17 protein-coding genes are annotated in these 16,627 nt (G+C 71.4%); 9 read left to right on the top strand and 8 right to left on the bottom strand.

The genetic code is table 11. The annotated features are described in order from the left end of the window. Nucleotides 1–15: 15 nt before the first annotated feature. On the top strand, nt 16–216 hold the full coding sequence (locus ABD954_RS10950) for a hypothetical protein (protein ID WP_345485725.1): 201 nt from the start codon (nt 16–18) through the stop codon (nt 214–216). Between the two features lie 153 nt (nt 217–369). Here ABD954_RS10950 and ABD954_RS10945 read toward each other — a convergent pair whose 3' ends face one another. Continuing rightward, entirely contained in the window at nt 370–1,134 is a 765-nt protein-coding gene (locus ABD954_RS10945) for a GntR family transcriptional regulator (protein WP_345492086.1), read from the bottom strand. A 284-nt stretch (nt 1,135–1,418) separates the two neighbouring features. On the opposite strand from ABD954_RS10945, the gene ABD954_RS10940 reads away from it, so the two are divergent. The 4 genes from ABD954_RS10940 (at nt 1,419) to ABD954_RS10925 (ending at nt 6,143) form a co-directional block, all read left to right on the top strand. After that, complete coding sequence (locus ABD954_RS10940) at nt 1,419–2,699, top strand: extracellular solute-binding protein (protein ID WP_345485724.1); 1,281 nt, start codon at nt 1,419–1,421, stop codon at nt 2,697–2,699. Between the two features lie 75 nt (nt 2,700–2,774). Then, a complete protein-coding gene (locus tag ABD954_RS10935; protein WP_345485723.1) occupies nt 2,775–3,767 on the top strand; it encodes a carbohydrate ABC transporter permease in 993 nt (330 codons plus the stop codon). Continuing rightward, the gene (locus ABD954_RS10930) at nt 3,764–4,612 is read left to right on the top strand and encodes a carbohydrate ABC transporter permease (RefSeq protein WP_345485722.1); all 849 of its coding nucleotides are present in this window, start codon (nt 3,764–3,766) and stop codon (nt 4,610–4,612) included. Before ABD954_RS10935 ends, ABD954_RS10930 begins: the two co-directional genes overlap by 4 nt. Before the next feature lie 10 nt (nt 4,613–4,622). Then, on the top strand, nt 4,623–6,143 hold the full coding sequence (locus ABD954_RS10925) for a glycoside hydrolase family 3 protein (RefSeq protein ID WP_345485721.1): 1,521 nt from the start codon (nt 4,623–4,625) through the stop codon (nt 6,141–6,143). A 122-nt stretch (nt 6,144–6,265) separates the two neighbouring features. Here ABD954_RS10925 and nagB read toward each other — a convergent pair whose 3' ends face one another. Further along, nucleotides 6,266–7,051 (bottom strand): glucosamine-6-phosphate deaminase, encoded by a 786-nt coding sequence (nagB, locus tag ABD954_RS10920; protein ID WP_345485720.1) that lies wholly within the window; start codon nt 7,049–7,051, stop codon nt 6,266–6,268. Nucleotides 7,052–7,233: 182 nt separating this feature from the next. Next, complete coding sequence (locus ABD954_RS10915; protein WP_345485719.1) at nt 7,234–7,986, bottom strand: SDR family oxidoreductase; 753 nt, start codon at nt 7,984–7,986, stop codon at nt 7,234–7,236. 85 nt (nt 7,987–8,071) lie between these two features. On the opposite strand from ABD954_RS10915, the gene ABD954_RS10910 reads away from it, so the two are divergent. Further along, nucleotides 8,072–8,686, top strand: a complete 615-nt coding sequence (locus tag ABD954_RS10910) for a TetR/AcrR family transcriptional regulator (protein WP_345485718.1) — start codon at nt 8,072–8,074, stop codon at nt 8,684–8,686. Between the two features lie 331 nt (nt 8,687–9,017). Continuing rightward, complete coding sequence (locus tag ABD954_RS10905; protein ID WP_345492084.1) at nt 9,018–10,484, top strand: sensor histidine kinase; 1,467 nt, start codon at nt 9,018–9,020, stop codon at nt 10,482–10,484. 183 nt (nt 10,485–10,667) lie between these two features. Here ABD954_RS10905 and ABD954_RS10900 read toward each other — a convergent pair whose 3' ends face one another. Together ABD954_RS10900 and ABD954_RS10895 are read right to left on the bottom strand one after the other, a co-directional pair. Continuing rightward, nucleotides 10,668–10,925: a WhiB family transcriptional regulator gene (locus ABD954_RS10900; protein ID WP_003953983.1), complete on the bottom strand. Its 258-nt coding sequence runs from the start codon at nt 10,923–10,925 to the stop codon at nt 10,668–10,670. Nucleotides 10,926–11,244: 319 nt separating this feature from the next. Beyond that, on the bottom strand, nt 11,245–12,213 hold the full coding sequence (locus tag ABD954_RS10895) for a diacylglycerol/lipid kinase family protein (RefSeq protein ID WP_345485717.1): 969 nt from the start codon (nt 12,211–12,213) through the stop codon (nt 11,245–11,247). Nucleotides 12,214–12,404: 191 nt separating this feature from the next. On the opposite strand from ABD954_RS10895, the gene ABD954_RS10890 reads away from it, so the two are divergent. Then, complete coding sequence (locus ABD954_RS10890; RefSeq protein ID WP_345485716.1) at nt 12,405–12,824, top strand: hypothetical protein; 420 nt, start codon at nt 12,405–12,407, stop codon at nt 12,822–12,824. An 81-nt stretch (nt 12,825–12,905) separates the two neighbouring features. Here ABD954_RS10890 and ABD954_RS10885 read toward each other — a convergent pair whose 3' ends face one another. The 3 genes from ABD954_RS10885 to ABD954_RS10875 form a co-directional block, all read right to left on the bottom strand. Beyond that, complete coding sequence (locus tag ABD954_RS10885) at nt 12,906–14,006, bottom strand: RNA polymerase sigma factor SigF (RefSeq protein WP_382745873.1); 1,101 nt, start codon at nt 14,004–14,006, stop codon at nt 12,906–12,908. Further along, nucleotides 14,003–14,416: an ATP-binding protein gene (locus tag ABD954_RS10880; RefSeq protein WP_015036094.1), complete on the bottom strand. Its 414-nt coding sequence runs from the start codon at nt 14,414–14,416 to the stop codon at nt 14,003–14,005. The genes ABD954_RS10885 and ABD954_RS10880 overlap by 4 nt, the downstream gene beginning before the upstream one ends. A gap of 217 nt (nt 14,417–14,633) precedes the next feature. Further along, nucleotides 14,634–14,894 carry a UBP-type zinc finger domain-containing protein gene (locus ABD954_RS10875; RefSeq protein WP_345485714.1) on the bottom strand — a complete coding sequence of 87 codons (261 nt, stop codon included), beginning with the start codon at nt 14,892–14,894 and terminating at the stop codon, nt 14,634–14,636. 57 nt (nt 14,895–14,951) lie between these two features. On the opposite strand from ABD954_RS10875, the gene ABD954_RS10870 reads away from it, so the two are divergent. Then, the gene (locus ABD954_RS10870) at nt 14,952–16,544 is read left to right on the top strand and encodes a Na+/H+ antiporter (RefSeq protein ID WP_345485713.1); all 1,593 of its coding nucleotides are present in this window, start codon (nt 14,952–14,954) and stop codon (nt 16,542–16,544) included. The last annotated feature ends 83 nt before the right edge of the window (nt 16,545–16,627 follow it).

The raw sequence follows: 16,627 nt of genomic DNA, 5'->3' as shown, positions 1-16,627 counted from the left end.
GGGCGTGACCGACCGATGAGCACGGAGCGGCTGAAGCAACGCGCGGTGCGCCGCCTGCAGTGGATCCTCGTGTTCTACGCGGTGGTCGGCGCCCTCGGCATCGTCGCCGAACTGGCCGCGGGCCGCGCGCCCGCGCCGCTGGTGGTGGCGTGGACGCCGCTGGCCGTGCTCGGTGCGACGGTCCTCGCCGTACGCCGTCGGCGCACGCGGCGCTGACACGGGGGCCCGGACCTCGCCTTCCCGGCGGGGTGCCGGGCCCTCGTGCCGACCGGCCCGGGTCTCGCCTTCCCGGCGGGGTGCCGGGCCCTCGTGCCGATCGCGGCGGCGCCCCTTCCGGACGGCGGGGCACCGGCCGCGGCCGCAGTGACCTCAGCCGTTGGGCCGCTGGAGGCGGGCCACGAACTTGTAGCGGTCGCCGCGGTACACCGAGCGCACCCATTCCACCGGCTCGCCCTGGGCGTCGAGCGAGTGCCGGGAGAGCATCAGCATCGGCAGGCCCACGTCGGTGCCGAGCAGGCCGGCCTCGCGCGGGGTGGCGAGGGAGGTCTCGATGGTCTCCTCGGCCTCGGCGAGATGGACGTCGTACACCTCGGCGAGCGCGGTGTAGAGCGAGGTGTACTTCACCAGGGAACGCCGCAGCGCGGGGAAGCGCTTGGCGGACAGGTGGGTGGTCTCGATGGCCATCGGCTCGCCGCTGGCCAGGCGCAGCCGCTCGATGCGCAGCACCCGTCCGCCGGGGGAGATGTCGAGCAGCCCGGCGAGGGTGTCGTCGGCGGTGACGTAGCCGATGTCCAGCAGCTGCGAGGTGGGCTCCAGGCCCTGTGCCCGCATGTCCTCGGTGTACGAGGTGAGCTGGAGGGCCTGGGAGACCTTGGGCTTGGCCACGAAGGTGCCCTTGCCCTGGATCCGTTCGAGCCGGCCCTCGACGACCAGTTCCTGCAGGGCCTGGCGCACGGTGGTGCGCGAGGTGTCGAACTCCGCGGCGAGGGTGCGCTCGGGCGGGACGGGGGTGCCCGGGGGCAGGGTCTCCGTCATGTCGAGCAAGTGCCGCTTCAGTCGGTAGTACTTGGGCACGCGCGCGGTACGGGTGGCTGCGCCGCCCTCTGTCTCCGTGCTGCCCGCGTCCGTGGCCATGGCCTGCCTTCCCGACTCCTGTGCTGTTGCCGTCACCGGCTCCTCCGTCTGTCGCGGCTCACATGGTGGCACGGACCGGTCACGGGTCGTCGCCCTCCCTCAGGTGTCGGTCCGATAACGGACCCGACTGCCCTTCTTATACACCCTTGACACCCCTAAAGGTCTAGGCCAAGCTCCGGGTACTGGTCTAAACCACTAAAGACCAGGTCCCAGCCCCGCAGCACTACTCGACGTATGTCTTCGCGCGGTGGGCAGGGGGAGCAGGCATCCCTGAGGAGGGTGGCGTGAAGCGCAAGCTCATCGCGGCGATCGGCGTCGCGGGCATGATGGTTTCGATCGCGGCGTGCGGGGGCTCGGACAAGGGCGGCGACAAGGCCGGCGGCGGCGCCAAGGAGCTCACCGTCTGGCTGACGGTCGACGCCCAGAACAACTGGCCGGAGCTGGTCAAGGCCGCCGACGACGCGGTGGCCAAGAAGCACCCGGGCATCAAGATCAAGCACGAGTACTACGGCTGGCCGGACAAGAACACCAAGCTCGACGCGGTGCTCGCGACCGACAAGGCCCCGGACGTTGTCGAGATGGGCAACTCCGAGATGATCAGCTACATGGCCAAGGGCGCCTTCGCCGAGGTCGACCCGTCGAAGTTCGAGAACTCCGACAAGTGGCTGGACGCCCTGAAGGACTCCGTCACCTACAACGGCAAGACCTACGGCGTCCCCTACTACGCCGGCGGCCGCGTGGGCACCTGGCGCAAGGACATCGCCGCCGAGGCGGGCGTCAAGGCCGCCCCGAAGACCTGGGCCGAGCTGACCGCCGCGCTCGACGCCATCCAGAAGAAGAAGGGCGACAAGTTCAGCGCCTGGTACCAGCCGTCGCCCGACTGGTACGCCGCGATGTCCTTCGTCTTCGACGCCGGCGGCTCGATCGCCAAGCAGGACGGCGAGACCTGGAAGGCGAACCTCTCCTCGCCCGAGTCCCTCAAGGGCCTCACCGCGTACAAGACCATCCTCGACAAGTACATGCACGGCGACAAGACGAAGGACGAGTCCGACCGTCCGGTCGTCTTCGGCCAGGGCAACTCCGCCACCATGTTCGCCGCCGGCTGGGAGGGCGCCACCGCCGCGGACCCGAAGACCGACAAGGTCGGCGGGCTGAAGGACAAGCTCGAGAACTTCGTCATGCCCGGCCCGTCCGGCAAGAACCTCCCCGTCTTCCTCGGCGGCTCCGACCTGGCCGTCCCGGTCAAGTCCAAGGCCCAGGACGTCGCGGCCGAGTGGATCGCCGCCTTCACCGGCGCCGAGGGCCAGAAGGGCCTCGTCGCCAAGGGCAACCTGCCCAACAACAAGGCGGACCTCGCCCCGCTGAAGAACGACCCGGCCACCGCCGTCCCGGCGACCGCGGCCGAGTCCAGCTGGTTCGTCCCGACCGCCCCCGGCTGGGGCCAGGTCGAGAAGGCCCAGATCCTCAAGACGATGCTCATCGAGATCGCCAACGGCAAGAAGTCGGTCGAGCAGGCGGCCAAGGACGCCGACGCCGCGATCGACAAGGTCATCAACACCAAGTGACCTGACGCGCGGGGCCCCGTCACCTGACGGGGCCCCGCGGCCCGTACCACGAGAGGGACCGCTGAGGAGCACGGGATGAGTGCCGCAGACACAACCACCGCGAAGGTGCCGCCGGTGCGGCAATCGCCACCCCCCGGCTCCACGGCCGGTACGCCCGCGCCACGGGCCGGGAAGTCCACGGGCGGAGCCGGCGTCCCATGGCTGCTCCTCGCGCCATGCCTGCTCGTGCTCCTGCTGGTGCTCGGCTATCCGTTCGTACGCCTGGTCACCCTCTCCTTCCAGAAGTTCGGCCAGCCGCAGCTGTGGGGCTTCCAGGAGCCCGAGTCCGCCGGCCTGGAGAACTTCACCAAGATCCTCGGCGACGGCGAGTTCTGGGCCGTCGTCCTGCGGACCGTGATCTTCGCGGCCGGCGCCGTGATCGTCACCATGGTCCTCGGCATGGCCATCGCCCTGCTCCTCCAGCGCGTCTCGCCCTGGGTCAAGGTGCTGATCAGCATCGTCCTCGTGGCGAGCTGGGGCATGCCCATCATCGTCGCCACCGCCATCTTCAAGTGGATCTTCGACGCCGACTACGGCGTGCTCAACTGGCTGCTCAGCCGCCTCCCCGGGGTCGACATGATCGGCCACAACTGGTTCGCCAGCGGTCCCCAGGGCCTGGCCGTGATCATGCTCCTGGTGGTCTGGGGCGCCGTGCCCTTCGTGGTGATCACCCTGAGCGCCGGCCTCACCCAGGTGCCCAAGGAACTCGAAGAGGCCGCCCGCCTCGACGGCGCCGGCGCCTGGGGCGTCTTCCGCTACGTCACCCTGCCCATCCTCAAGCCGATCATCGTCATGCTGACGACGCTCTCGGTGATCTGGGACATGGGCGTCTTCCCGCAGGTCTACGTGATGCGCAACGGCCACCCCGAGGCCGAGTTCCAGCTGCTCACCACGTACTCCTTCGACAAGGCGTTCGTCGTCAACGACTACGGCACCGGCTCCGCGATCGCGCTCGTCACGGTCCTGCTGCTGCTCGGCGTCGTGGCGGTCTACATGCGCCAGATGCTCAAGATCGGAGATGTCGAGTGAGCGCCGTCACCTCTCGCCCGCGCAAGCCGGGCCGGTCGAAGCTCGGCTGGAACCTCCTCGGTCTGCTCGTCGTCCTCACGGCCGGCTTCCCGGTCTACTGGATGCTCAACACGGCCTTCAAGCCGGCCAAGGACGCGATCGACCCGAACCCGCACTTCTTCCCGTCGACCTTCACGCTCGAGAACTTCGAGCGCGCCCTGGACATCGCGGACTTCTGGGGCCCGGTCACCCGCAGCCTCGTCGTCTCGGCCGTCGTCGTCGTCATCGGCATCGCCGTCGGCCTGCTCGCCGCGCTCGCGATCTCCCGCTTCGCCTTCCGCGGCCGCAAGATCGTCATCGTCGGCATCCTCGCCGTCCAGATGGTCCCGCTCGTCGCCATGATCATCCCGGTCTTCCTGCTGCTCAACGACCTCGGGCAGTACGACAAGATCAGCGGTCTGATCATCACCTACCTGACCTTCATCCTGCCCTTCACGGTGTGGACGCTGCGCGGCTTCATCGTCAACATCCCCAAGGAGCTGGAGGAGGCCGCCCAGGTCGACGGCTGCACCCCCACCGGCGCCTTCATCCGCGTCGTCTTCCCGCTGCTCGCCCCGGGCATGGTCGCCACCTCGGTCTACGGCTTCATCCAGGCCTGGAACGAGTACCTGTACGCCCTGATGCTCATGAGCCAGCAGAACCAGACGGCCACCGTCTGGCTCTCCAACTTCATCACCAAGAACGGCACCGAGTACGCCCCGATGATGGCCGGCTCGACCATGATGGCCGTCCCCATCGTGATCCTCTTCCTCCTCGTCCAGCGCAAGATGGCCGCTGGTCTGACGGCCGGCGCCGTGAAGGGATGACGACCGCCCCATGACCACACTCACCACCGGCTCGGACACCCTCACCAGGGACGCGCTCACCGTCCTCCAGCCGGGCTTCGTCGGAACCACCGCCCCCGACTGGCTGCTCCGCCGGATCGGCGAGGGCCTGTCCTCGGTCGGCCTCTTCGGCCGGAACATCGTCGCCCCCGGGCAGCTGGCCGCCCTCACCGCACAGCTGCGCGCCGAACGCGACGACGTCCTCGTCGCCATCGACGAGGAGGGCGGCGACGTCACCCGCCTGGAGGTCAAGGAGGGCTCCTCCTTCCCCGGCAACTACGCCCTCGGCAGCGTCGACGACATCGAGCTCACCCGGGCCGTCGCCCGCGAGCTCGGCCGCCGGCTCGCCGCCTGCGGCGTCGACCTGAACTGGGCGCCGTCCGCCGACGTCAACTCCAACGCCGACAACCCGGTCATCGGGGTCCGCTCCTTCGGCGCCGACCCCGACCTGGTGGCCCGGCACACCGTGGCCTACGTCGACGGGCTCCAGGCCGTGGGCGTCGCCGCCTGCACCAAGCACTTCCCCGGACACGGCGACACCAACGTCGACTCGCACCACGCGCTGCCCCGGATCGATGTGGACCTCGCCACACTGCACGCCCGTGAGCTGGCACCTTTCCGCGCCGCGATCGCCGCGGGTTCCAAAGCCGTCATGAGCGCGCATATCCTGCTCTCCGCGCTCGACCCCGAACGTCCGGCCACCCTCAGCCCGCGGATCCTCACCGGTCTGCTGCGCCGGGAGCTGGGCTTCGAGGGGCTGATCGTCACCGACGGGATGGAGATGCAGGCCATCTCGTCGACGTACGGCATCGAGCGCGGATCCGTCCTCGCGATCGCCGCGGGCGCCGACGCCATCTGCGTCGGCGGCGGGCTGGCCGACGAGGACACCGTACTGCGACTGCGCGACGCGCTGGTGACCGCCGTACGGACCGGTGAACTGCCCGAGGAACGGCTGGCCGACGCCGCGGGGCGCGTACGCGCCCTGGCGGCCTGGACCCAGGCGCACCGGGCCAGGGGGGCTGCATCGGGGCCGGGCGCGGCGTCACAGGAGGGGACCGCGCCCGGCACCGAGGTCGGTCTCGTCGCGGCCCGCCGGGCCCTGGTGGCGACCCCGGGGGAGCGGCCGTACACACCGATGACCAGCGCTCCCTACGTCGCCTCCTTCACCCCCGTCGCCAACTTCGCGGTCGGCGACGAGACGCCCTGGGGCATCGCCGCCGAACTGGAACGGCTGCTCCCGGGCACCGCGACCGGCTCCTACGGGGCCGAGGCCACGGCGGAGCAGGTCCTGGCCGCGGCGGGGGAGCGGCGCGTGGTCGCGGTCGTCCGCGACGCCCACCGGCACCCGTGGATGTCCCGTGCCCTGGACGCCCTCCTCGCGGCCCGTCCGGACACCGTGGTGGTGGAGATGGGCCTGAACGAATCGGTGCCCCGCGGTGCCCTGCACCTCGCCACCCACGGCGCCGCCCGCGTCTGCGGCCAGGCCGCCGCGGAGGTCATCGCGGGCCGCTGAACCACCGCCGCCCGCCCGTGCCCGCATGGCGAAGGGGCCCGGCACCTGGACCAGGTGCCGGGCCCCTTCGCCATGCGGGCACGGGCCGACGCGGGCGGACGCGGGCCTCGCGTGCGAGAAGGCTAGATGCCCTGCCAGGACGGCTTGTTCGCGAAGGTGTGGCGGAAGTAGTCGGCGAGCTTCAGCTTGGAGGCGGCGGCCTCGTCGACGACCACGGTGGCGTGCGGGTGCAGCTGGAGCGCGGAGGCCGGCACGAGCGCGGCGACCGGGCCCTCGACGGTCTGCGCCACCGCCTCGGCCTTGCCCTCGCCGGTGGCGAGCAGGACCAGGTGACGGGCCTCCAGGATGGTGCCGATGCCCTGGGTGATGACGTGGTGGGGCACCTGCTCGATGTCGTCGTCGAAGAAGCGGGCGTTGTCCACGCGGGTCTGTTCGGTGAGCGTCTTGATCCGGGTGCGGGAGGCCAGCGAGGAGCAGGGCTCGTTGAAGCCGATGTGGCCGTCGGTGCCGATGCCCAGGATCTGGAGGTCCACGCCGCCGGCGTCGGCCAGTGCCTTGTCGTAGGCCTCGCAGGCCGCCTGGACGTCCTCGGCCGAGCCGTCGGGACCCATGAAGGCGTCCTGGGAGAGCCCGAGCGGCTCGACGACCTGGCGCAGCACCGTGGAGCGGTACGACTCGGGGTGCCCGGCGGGCAGGCCCACGTACTCGTCGAGCTGGGCGATGCGGGCCCGGGAGGCGTCCACGGAGCCGGCCCGGACCTGGGCGATCAGGGCGTCGTAGATGGGCAGCGGGGTCGATCCGGTGGCCACGCCGAGCAGCGCGTCCGGCTTGCGGCGCAGGAGGTCGGCGATGCCGTCCGCGATGAGCTCGCCGCCCGCCTTGGCGTCCTTGACGATGACAACTTCCACGCTGAGCCTGCCGATCTGGTGAGGGGCTGGAAAGGAGCCTGGTGGTATAGACCAATCGAGCTCAAATCTAGCAGAGCGCGGGCCGTCCGCCCATGCCCTTCCGGCCCGCGGGACGGCTCCTTCCCATCGTCGGCCGCACCCGCCCCACCAGCCACTCGAACCCCACCGCGACCCTTCTCCCGTCAGGCCAGCGAACCGCCCGTCGCGTCGATCCACTGCCCCGTCACCCAGCGCCCGTCAGGGGAGGCCAGGAAGGCCACCACGTCGGCTATGTCCTCGGGGGTGCCGACCTTGCCGAGGGTCGACATCGCCGCCGCGCCGGCCCACGCCTCCTCGTTCCCCCGCAGCCAGCCGGCGTTGACGTCCGTGTCCACGATGCCCGGCGCCACCGCGTTGACCGTGATCCCGCGCGAGCCCAGCACCTTCGACAGATAGCGCGTGAAGACGTCGAGCGCGCTCTTCGACATCGCGTACGCGATGAGGTCCGGCATCAGCGCGGCGTGCGTGAGCCCGGTCGACACGTTCACGATCCGGCCCCCGTCGCGCAGCCGCTGGGCGCCCAGCTGGGCCAGGAAGAACGGTGCCTTGGTGTTGACGGCGAAGATCCGCTCGTACTCCTCCTCGCCGATCGTGGCGAAGGGGGCCGTGGCGCCGATCCCCGCGTTGTTCACCAGGATGTCCAGGCCGTCCGCGTGGGCGTCAAAGGCCGCCCACAGGGCTTCCGCGTCCCCGGGAACCCCCAGCTCCTGCCCGAGGGCGAAGGCCTCGCCGCCCGCCGCCTCGATCGCGGCGACCGTCTCCTTGGCCGCCGCCTCGTTGGTCCCGTAGTGCACGGCGACCCGCGCGCCGTCACGCCCCAGCCGCTCGGCGATCCCCCGTCCGATGCCCCGGCTGCCGCCCGTGACCAGTGCCGTCTTCCCCTTGAGCGCGCTCATGCCGACGCCCCCCCTTGCTTCTGTAGCAGTCGTTACGAAAAGAATCGTACCCCATCTTCCGTAGCGGTCGCTATAGAATTTCCCCATGACCACCAAACAGCGCGGCCGCCCCCGCTCCTTCGACCGCCCGACGGCCCTGGAGCAGGCGACGATGGCCTTCTGGGAGCACGGGTACGAGACGACCTCCGTCTCCGACCTGACCCGGGTCATGGGCATCAGCGCACCGAGCCTGTACGCGGCCTTCGGCGACAAGAAGACACTGTTCGAGGAGGTCGTCGCCGCCTACGCGGAGTCGTACGGAGCCTTCGGCGGGCGCGCCTTCGCGGAGGAGCCCACCGCCCGCGCGGCCGTCGGCCGGATGCTCCGCGAGGCCGCGGTGGAGTACACCGACCCGGCCCACCCGCGCGGCTGCCTGATGATCTCCGCCGCCATCAACTGCTCGACGCCCGAGGTCGAGGAGGCCCTGCGGGCCCGGCGCAACGCCAACCTGGCCTTCTTCGAGGAGCACATCCGCCGGGACGTCGAGTCCGGCGAGCTCCCCGCCGGCACCGACCCCGTCGCCCTCGCCCGCTTCAGCGGCGCGGTCCTCCAGGGCATGTCCCAGCAGGCGCGCGACGGGGCGACGAAGGAGCAGCTGGCGGCCGTGGCGGAGATGGCGATGCGGGCCTGGCCCGAGGTGGGAGCACCGTCCGGAAGCTGACCGGCCCCGGAAGAACCCGCGGGCCGCGGCGCCCGACGGGACCCTCAACCCGTCCGGCACCGCAGCCCGGAGCTGCCCGGCCGGGGGTGTGCGGTCCCTCGGCCGTGATGAGAGGTCTCGGCGCAGTCAGGGCAGAGAGCGCCGGGTACCTCGTTCCACCCTCCTGTGCGGGGAGGATGGAGGTTCCATGGAATGCATTGTGGACTAGACCATTCTTGTCTGTCCATCCATGCGACAGCGGTCGTACCGGGCCCATCCTCCAACACGCAGCCCGTGAGATCCAGGTTCACCGCCTGTTAATTCCGCGGGTACGCTCGCACACGTGCCCTCCATGAACGACCTCGTACGCCAGCACACCGCCCTGAGCGAGTCCGACCTCGACTGGCTCCACATGCTGGTGTCGGAGTGGCAGCTGCTCTCCGACCTCTCCTTCGCCGACCTCGTCCTGTGGGTGCCCACCCTGGACGGCACCCGCTACGTCTCCGTCGCCCAGATGCGCCCGAACACCGGGCCCACCTCCTACCAGGACGACATGGTCGGCCACCTGGTCCCGCGCGGCCGCCGTCCGCTCCTCGACGCCGCCCTCGACGAGGGACGGATCGTCCGCGAGGGCGACCCCGAGTGGCGCGAGGAGGTCCCGGTCCGGGTCGAGTCCATCCCCGTACGCCGTGAGGGCCGCGTCCTCGGTGTGATCGCCCGCAACACCAACCTGCTCACCGTGCGGACCCCGTCCCGCCTGGAGCTCACCTATCTCCAGTCCGCCTCCGACCTGGCCCAGATGATCGCCGCCGGTTCCTTCCCCTTCCCCGGGGAGCAGGTGGACATGGACTCCTCACCCCGGGCCGGTGACGGACTCATCCGGCTCGACGCCGACGGCGTCGTCCAGTACGCCTCGCCCAACGCGCTCTCCGCCTACCACCGGCTCGGCCTGGCCGCCGACCTGGTCGGCCAGGACCTCGGCCAGATCACCGCCGAACTCGCCCCCTCGCGCGGCCCGGTGGACGAGGCCCTGGCCAAGATGGCCTCCGGCTACGCCCCGCGCGAGTTCGAGGTCGAGGGCAACGGTGGTGTGATCCAGCTGCGCGCGATCCCGCTCAAGCCCAAGGGCACCCGCATCGGTTCGCTCGTCCTGCTCCGGGACGTCACCGAACTGCGTCGCCGGGAGCGCGAGTTGATCACCAAGGACGCCACCATCCGGGAGATCCACCACCGGGTGAAGAACAACCTCCAGACGGTGGCGGCCCTGCTCCGGCTGCAGGCCCGCCGGATGGACTCCGACCGGGGCCGGGAGGCCCTCAACGAGGCCGTGCGGCGCGTGGGTTCGATCGCGATCGTCCACGAGACGCTCTCGCAGAACCTGGACGAGCGGGTCGAGTTCGACGAGATCGCCGACCGCGTGATCGCCATGGTGGCGGAGATCTCACCGGGCAAGGTGACCTGCCGGCGCAACGGCCGCTTCGGCATCCTCGACGCCGAGGTCGCCACCCCGCTCTCCATGGTCCTCACCGAGGTCCTGCAGAACGCGCTGGAACACGCCTTCGCGCCGGGCGAGCAGGGCACGGTCGAGGTCACCGCCGTCCGCGGCGAACCGCGCGCCGACGCCCGGCTGCTGATCACGGTGAAGGACGACGGGCGCGGACTGCCCGAGGGCTTCGACCCGCAGCGCGCCGGCAACCTGGGCCTGCAGATCGTGCGGACCCTGGTCGAGGGTGAGCTCGGCGGCAGCTTCGACATGCAGCCGGGCACGGAACGCGGCTGCCGGGTGGTGCTCGACATCCCCGTCAAGGCGCCCAAGTAGCGAGGCAACGGCCCTGCACGGCAAGGACGTTGCAGGCCCCCGGGCCGTTCACAGCAGCGAGCCCCGGACCGAGGTGAATCGGTCCGGGGCTCGAATGCTGTGGGTTACTGCGCGAGCTGCGGCTCGGGGGCGGTGATTGCGTACACGACGTACGCGCCGCTTGCCTCAGGCTGTGCAGGTGGCTCAGGCGCTGGCGTTGCGCGCCCGGTTGCGGGCGGCGCGGCGCTTCATCGCGCGGCGCTCATCCTCGCTGAGGCCACCCCAGACGCCGGAGTCCTGGCCGGACTCGAGCGCCCACTGCAGGCACTGCTCCATGACGGGGCAGCGGCGGCAGACGGCCTTGGCTTCCTCGATCTGCAGCAGCGCAGGACCGGTGTTGCCGATGGGGAAGAACAGCTCGGGGTCTTCCTCACGACAAACGGCGTTGTGACGCCAGTCCATGGCTGCTACCTCTCTCAGGTGTTACGTGCAAGTTGCTTGTGAATGTGAACGCTTTCACGAATCCCCCCGCAGGGGAAGGGCCGACTGCCAGGTGAACTGGCGTGGTCCTTGTCACTGGGGTGGGGTTCTGGCTCTCAGTGGAGGCCGGTCCTGCGGGCCGTCCCGATCGCCAAGAAGAGACTCCCAAACCCCAGCAGCGGATACAACCCCTTCTGGAAAGTTTTTTTTGATTCCTCGGTGTCGGCTCGGTCACAGCCGTACTTCTGGGGGGTGGATGGCAGCCTAAACGTTCGAGTGGAAGGACTTTCGGTCCTTCTGGTCACACAATCACACGCAGTGCACGGCGTACGCCTGTGAACGTCACGCTCGTTCGCAGTCCCAGGTGGTCTCCGTCCATCTGGAGGGGGAGCGGGACCTTCGAATGCAAGGTGAAGTCGGTCAGATCGTGCAGGGTCAGGGCGTGCTTGCCGTGCGGCCCGCGTTCGGGCGTAGAGGTGAGCAGCTGGGTGGCGTACCGGGCCACCGCGGGAGCCGAGAGCCGGCTCAGTCCGAGCACGTCCAGGGCCGTCTCGAAGGACGCGTCCGGCGACGCGTACACCGGACGATTCCCCAGGTAGGTCCAGGGAGAGGTGTTGCAGATTATGGAGAGGACCAGATCCTCCACAGGATCCTCACCCGGCCGCTCCAGGGTGATCGTGCCGCGCCGCCGGTTCGGCTCGCCCAGGAACTGGCGCACCACCTGGCGCAGGTAGAGCGCGTGCGTCGAACGCTTGCCCCGCTCCCGCTGCTGTTCGACCCGTCCGATCACACTCGCGTCGAACCCGAATCCGGCACAGAAGGTGAACCAGCGCTCCGGCACCGCTTCGTCCTCCGTGCCCGGCGTCCCGGACGCGAGCCCGAGGCTCACCGTCCGTGCCCGGCGCTCACGCAGCGCGTCGAGCAGCGCGCCCGTCGCCTCCACCGCGTCGTTCGGCAGACCGAGCGCCCGCGCGAACACATTGGTCGAGCCGCCCGGCACCACCGCGAGCCCCGGCAGCCGGTCGGGATCGGGCCCCGCGTGCAGCAGCCCGTTGACCACCTCGTTGACCGTGCCGTCGCCGCCGAGCGCCACCACCAGGTCGATGTCGTCCGCCTCGGCGGCGCGTCGCCCCAGGTCACGGGCGTGCCCCCGGTACTCGGTCGTCACCGCCTCCAGCTTCATCTCGCTGGCGAGCGCGTGGATCAGCACATCCCGGGTGCGGGCACTGGTGGTGGTGGCTGCCGGGTTGACCACGAGAAGCGCGCGCATGGTCGCCAGGGTACCTACCCGGCGGTACCGGGCGCAGTCCCGGCCCGGGGCCCGCGCCCGCGGCCCCCGGGACCCCCGTCCTTCCCCGGGGCCCGCGCCCGCTGCCCCCGGGACCCCCGTCCTTCCCCGGGGCCCGCGCCCGCTGCCCCCGGGACCCCCGTCCTTCCCCGGGCCCCGGCTACCCTGCCTGCATGAGCAGTACGGAGCAGACCCCCCGTCCCGGGCGCCTCACGGCCGCCGCCGCGGTGGCCGGCGCCGAGGGCCTCGCCCTCGTGGCCGGCGGCCTCTACATGCTGGTGGCCGTTCTCGCCGACCGGCCCGACGACCTCACCTCGGGGCTCATGGGCGGCGCCACCCTGATCGCCCTCGGACTGATCCCGCTCGCCGCCGCCCGCGGCCTGTGGCTGCGCCGCTCCTGGAGCCGCGGCCCCGCGGTGATCACCCAGATCCTCGCGCTGCCCGTGGCCTGGCAGCTGCTCCAGGCGGACAGCGTCATGATCCCGGCCGGCGTCGCCCTCGCGGTCCTCGCCGTGACCGGCCTCGTCCTGCTGGTCAGCCCGTCCACGACCGAGGCGCTCGGCATCAAGCGCCCCGGCCAGGACACCGCGTAACCCACCGCGCGACGCCACCGCGTCACCGCACGTCACACCCGCACGCCCGTACCGCCCCGCGGCACTCCGCGCGGCCCCGGGCTACTCCTCGACGAGGAGCTTCTCCCGGAGCTGTGCCAGCGTCCGCGCGAGCAGACGCGACACGTGCATCTGCGAGATGCCGACCTCCTGCGCGATCTGCGACTGGGTCATGTTCCCGAAGAAACGCAGCAGCAGGATCCGCTTCTCGCGCGGCGGCAGGTCCTCCAGGAGCGGCTTGAGCGACTCCCGGTACTCGACCCCCTCCAGCGCCTCGTCCTCCGCGCCCAGCGTGTCCGCGACCGCCGGCGACTCGTCGTCCGTGTCCGGCACGTCCAGGGAGAGCGTCGAGTAGGCGTTCGCCGACTCCAGGCCCTCCAGGACCTCCTCCTCCGAGATCCCGAGCCGCTCCGCCAGCTCGTGCACCGTCGGCGAGCGCCCGTGCTGCTGCGACAGCTCCGCCGTCGCCGTGGTCAGGGACAGCCGCAGCTCCTGGAGCCGCCGGGGCACCCGCACCGCCCAGCCCTTGTCACGGAAGTGGCGCTTGATCTCGCCCACCACGGTCGGGGTCGCGTACGTGGAGAACTCCACGCCGCGGTCCGGGTCGAACCGGTCCACCGACTTGATCAGGCCGATCGTCGCCACCTGCGTCAGGTCGTCCAGCGGCTCGCCCCGGTTGCGGAACCGCCGGGCCAGGTGCTCCACCAGCGGCAGGTGCATCCGCACCAGCCGGTCGCGCAGCGCCGCCTTCTCCGGCGACCCCTCCGGGAGGCCCCGCAGCTCGACGAAGAGGGCCCGCGCGCCGGTGCGGTCGTGCGGGTCGGGCACCGCGGGGTACTCGGCGGGCCCGTGGACCTCCTCGGCCTCGGAGGGCCCCTCGGCGCCGTGACCGGCCCCGGCCGTGTCGGCAGCGACCGCGGGGGCCTCCCGCCCGGCGTGGGCGGCCGCGCCCCCCGGGGCCGCGGGAACCGCTTCGTGCTGCTCGTGCTCGCTCATCTGGTCCGCCTGCTCCGCGTGATCCGTAGCGACCTCGACTCCGGTCCTGGCTCCGGACCGGCTTCCGGTCCCGGTTCCGGCATCGGCCGGGACCGCCCCGGTCTCCGGCTCCGGATGCGGCCGTGCCTGCTGCTCAGGGATGCCGGCCGTCGCGTCCCCGCTCCTCACGCCGGGCCTGGCCCCGCGCCGCGCTGTTTGTACAGGCTGATGGAGACCGTCCGGTCCTCCGCCACGGACGACTCCACCTTCCCGGCCAGCGCCGAGAGCACCGTCCACGCGAAGGTGTCCCGCTCGGGCGCCCGGCCGTCCGTGGTCGGCGCCGAGACCGTGACGTCGAGCGAGTCGTCGACCAGCCGGAACACGCAGCTCAGCACCGACCCCGGCACCGCCTGCTGGAGCAGGATCGCGCACGCCTCGTCGACGGCGATCCGCAGGTCCTCGATCTCGTCGAGGGTGAAGTCCAAACGTGCCGCGAGGCCGGCCGTGGCCGTACGCAGCACGGACAGGTAGGCACCCGCAGCGGGCAGCCGGACTTCCACGAAGTCCTGGGTCCCGGGCTCGCCTGCGATCTGGGACACCCTCACCTCCAAGGTGGCACAAGCTCTTTCGGGGTCCGGGAGGGAACGCCCTCCGGACCAGGCGGTACGCGGTCGGTTCGCGCAGTCCGCCGAGACGCTATCGCGATCCGTCCCGTCGTGTCGCCGGGCCAGGACGGACCGCCCCCCTGAGGACCTGCCCCGAAGGGCCCGTCCCGGCGGCCGCGGAGAACCCGCGGAGGGGTGACGTACCCAGCCGTCAGACGATCGAACCGTCCACGAAGCACCAGCGCCAGCGCTCGTTCGGCTCGAAGGTCCGCATCACCGGGTGTCCGGTGGCGGTGAAGTGCGCCGTCGCGTGCCGCCCCGCCGAGGAGTCGCAGCAGCCCACGTGCCCGCAGCTGAGACACAGCCGGAGCTGCACCGGGTGCGTCCCGTCGGCCAGGCACTCCTGACAGGTCTCGTGCAGCGGCACGGGCTCCGGGTGCGGCATTTCGGCAATGTGCGGACACTCGCTCATGATGGCCAGGTTACGTTGCGACAGGAGTGACGTACGGGCCGAAGACGGGGACGGGGCATGGACGCACTGCAACTGGTGGCGCTGGTCGCGGCGAGCGCCGCGGTGGCGGGCTCGGCCCGCAGGACCCCGGTGCCGGCACCCCTCCTCCTGGTGGCGGCCGGCCTCGTCGCCTCCTATGTGCCCGGGGTGCCCGACTACACCCTCGACCCGCACATCGTGCTGCCGCTGATCCTGCCCCCGCTGCTCTACACGGCCGCGGTCGACTCCTCGTACCTCGACCTGCGCGCCAACATCCGGCCCGTGGCGCTGCTCTCCGTCGGCTACGTGCTCTTCGCGACGGTCGCGGTGGGCTGGCTCGCGTACGTCCTCGTGCCCGATCTGCCGCTGACCGCCGCCCTCGTCCTCGGCGCGGTCGTCGCCCCGCCGGACGCGGTCGCCGCCACCGCCATCGCCCGCAAGCTCGGCCTGCCGAACCGGATCACCACGATCCTCCAGGGCGAGTCCCTGGTGAACGACGCCACCGCCATCACCGCCTACAAGGTCGCCCTGGCCGCCGCCGTGGGCGAGGGCATCAGCTGGTCGGGCGGCATCGGCGAGTTCGCGCTCGCCGCGATCGGCGGCATCGGCGTCGGCCTGCTCCTGATGCTGCCCATCCACTGGCTGCGGCTCCGGCTGCGCGAGGCGCTGCTCCAGAACACCCTCTCCCTCCTCATCCCCTTCATCGCCTACGCCGCCGCGGAAGAGGTCCACGCCTCCGGTGTGCTCGCCGTCGTCGTGGTCGGCCTCGCCCTCGGCCACAAGAACTGGCAGGTCGACTTCGCCACCCGGCTCCAGGAGGAGGCCGTGTGGAAGATGGTCGCCTTCGTCCTGGAGTCCGCCGTCTTCGCCCTGATCGGCCTCCAGCTGCCGTACGTCGTCCAGGGACTCGGCCGGTACGGGGTGGGGGAGGCCGCCTGGTACGCGGCCGGGGTCTTCGTGGCCGTGGTGGTCGTCCGTTTCGTCTGGGTCTACCCGGCCACCTTCCTGCCCCGGACGTCCGCTCGGATCAGGGAGCGCGAGCCCGGTGTGGACTGGAGGGCCCCGCTGGTCGTGGGCTGGGCCGGCATGCGCGGGGTCGTCTCGCTCGCCATCGCCTTCTCCATCCCCGTCGTCACCGACGACGTGCCGTTCCCGGCCCGCAACCTGGTCCTCTTCCTCACCTTCACCACCGTGATCGGCACCCTCGTCGTCCAGGGCCTCACCCTGCCCCCGCTCATCAGGGCCCTGAAGCTGCCCGGACGCGACCGCTACCAGGAGACCCTCGCCGAGGCGCAGGCCCAGAGCGAGGCGTCCAGGGCCGCCGAGGAGCGGCTCGACGCGCTCCTCGCCGACGAGCGCAACGCCCTGCCGCAGCCCCTCGCCGACCGGCTCCGCACGGTCCTGGAGCGGCGCCGCAACGCCGTCTGGGAACGGCTCGGCGCCGTCAACGAGCTCACCGGGGAGACCGCCGACGACACCTACCGGCGGCTCGCGCGGGAGATGATCGACGCCGAGCGCGAGGTCTTCGTGCGCCTGCGCGACGCCCGCCGCATCGACGACGAGATGATGCGCACCCTGCTGCGCCGCCTCGACCTGGAGGAGGCGGCGGCCTACCGCGAGGAGACCGGCTAGCTGTACTGACCTGTGAGGCTGGGGACGCGGCCGGCGGGTGTCTCGCCGATCTCGCCGGGCTCGCGCCGCCCGGCCCTGATCCG

Source organism: Streptomyces roseoviridis (assembly GCF_039535235.1).
GTDB lineage: Bacteria > Actinomycetota > Actinomycetes > Streptomycetales > Streptomycetaceae > Streptomyces > Streptomyces roseoviridis.
The sequence above is the reverse complement of the archived record's forward strand: the minus strand, read 5'-3'. Positions and strand labels throughout refer to the sequence as shown.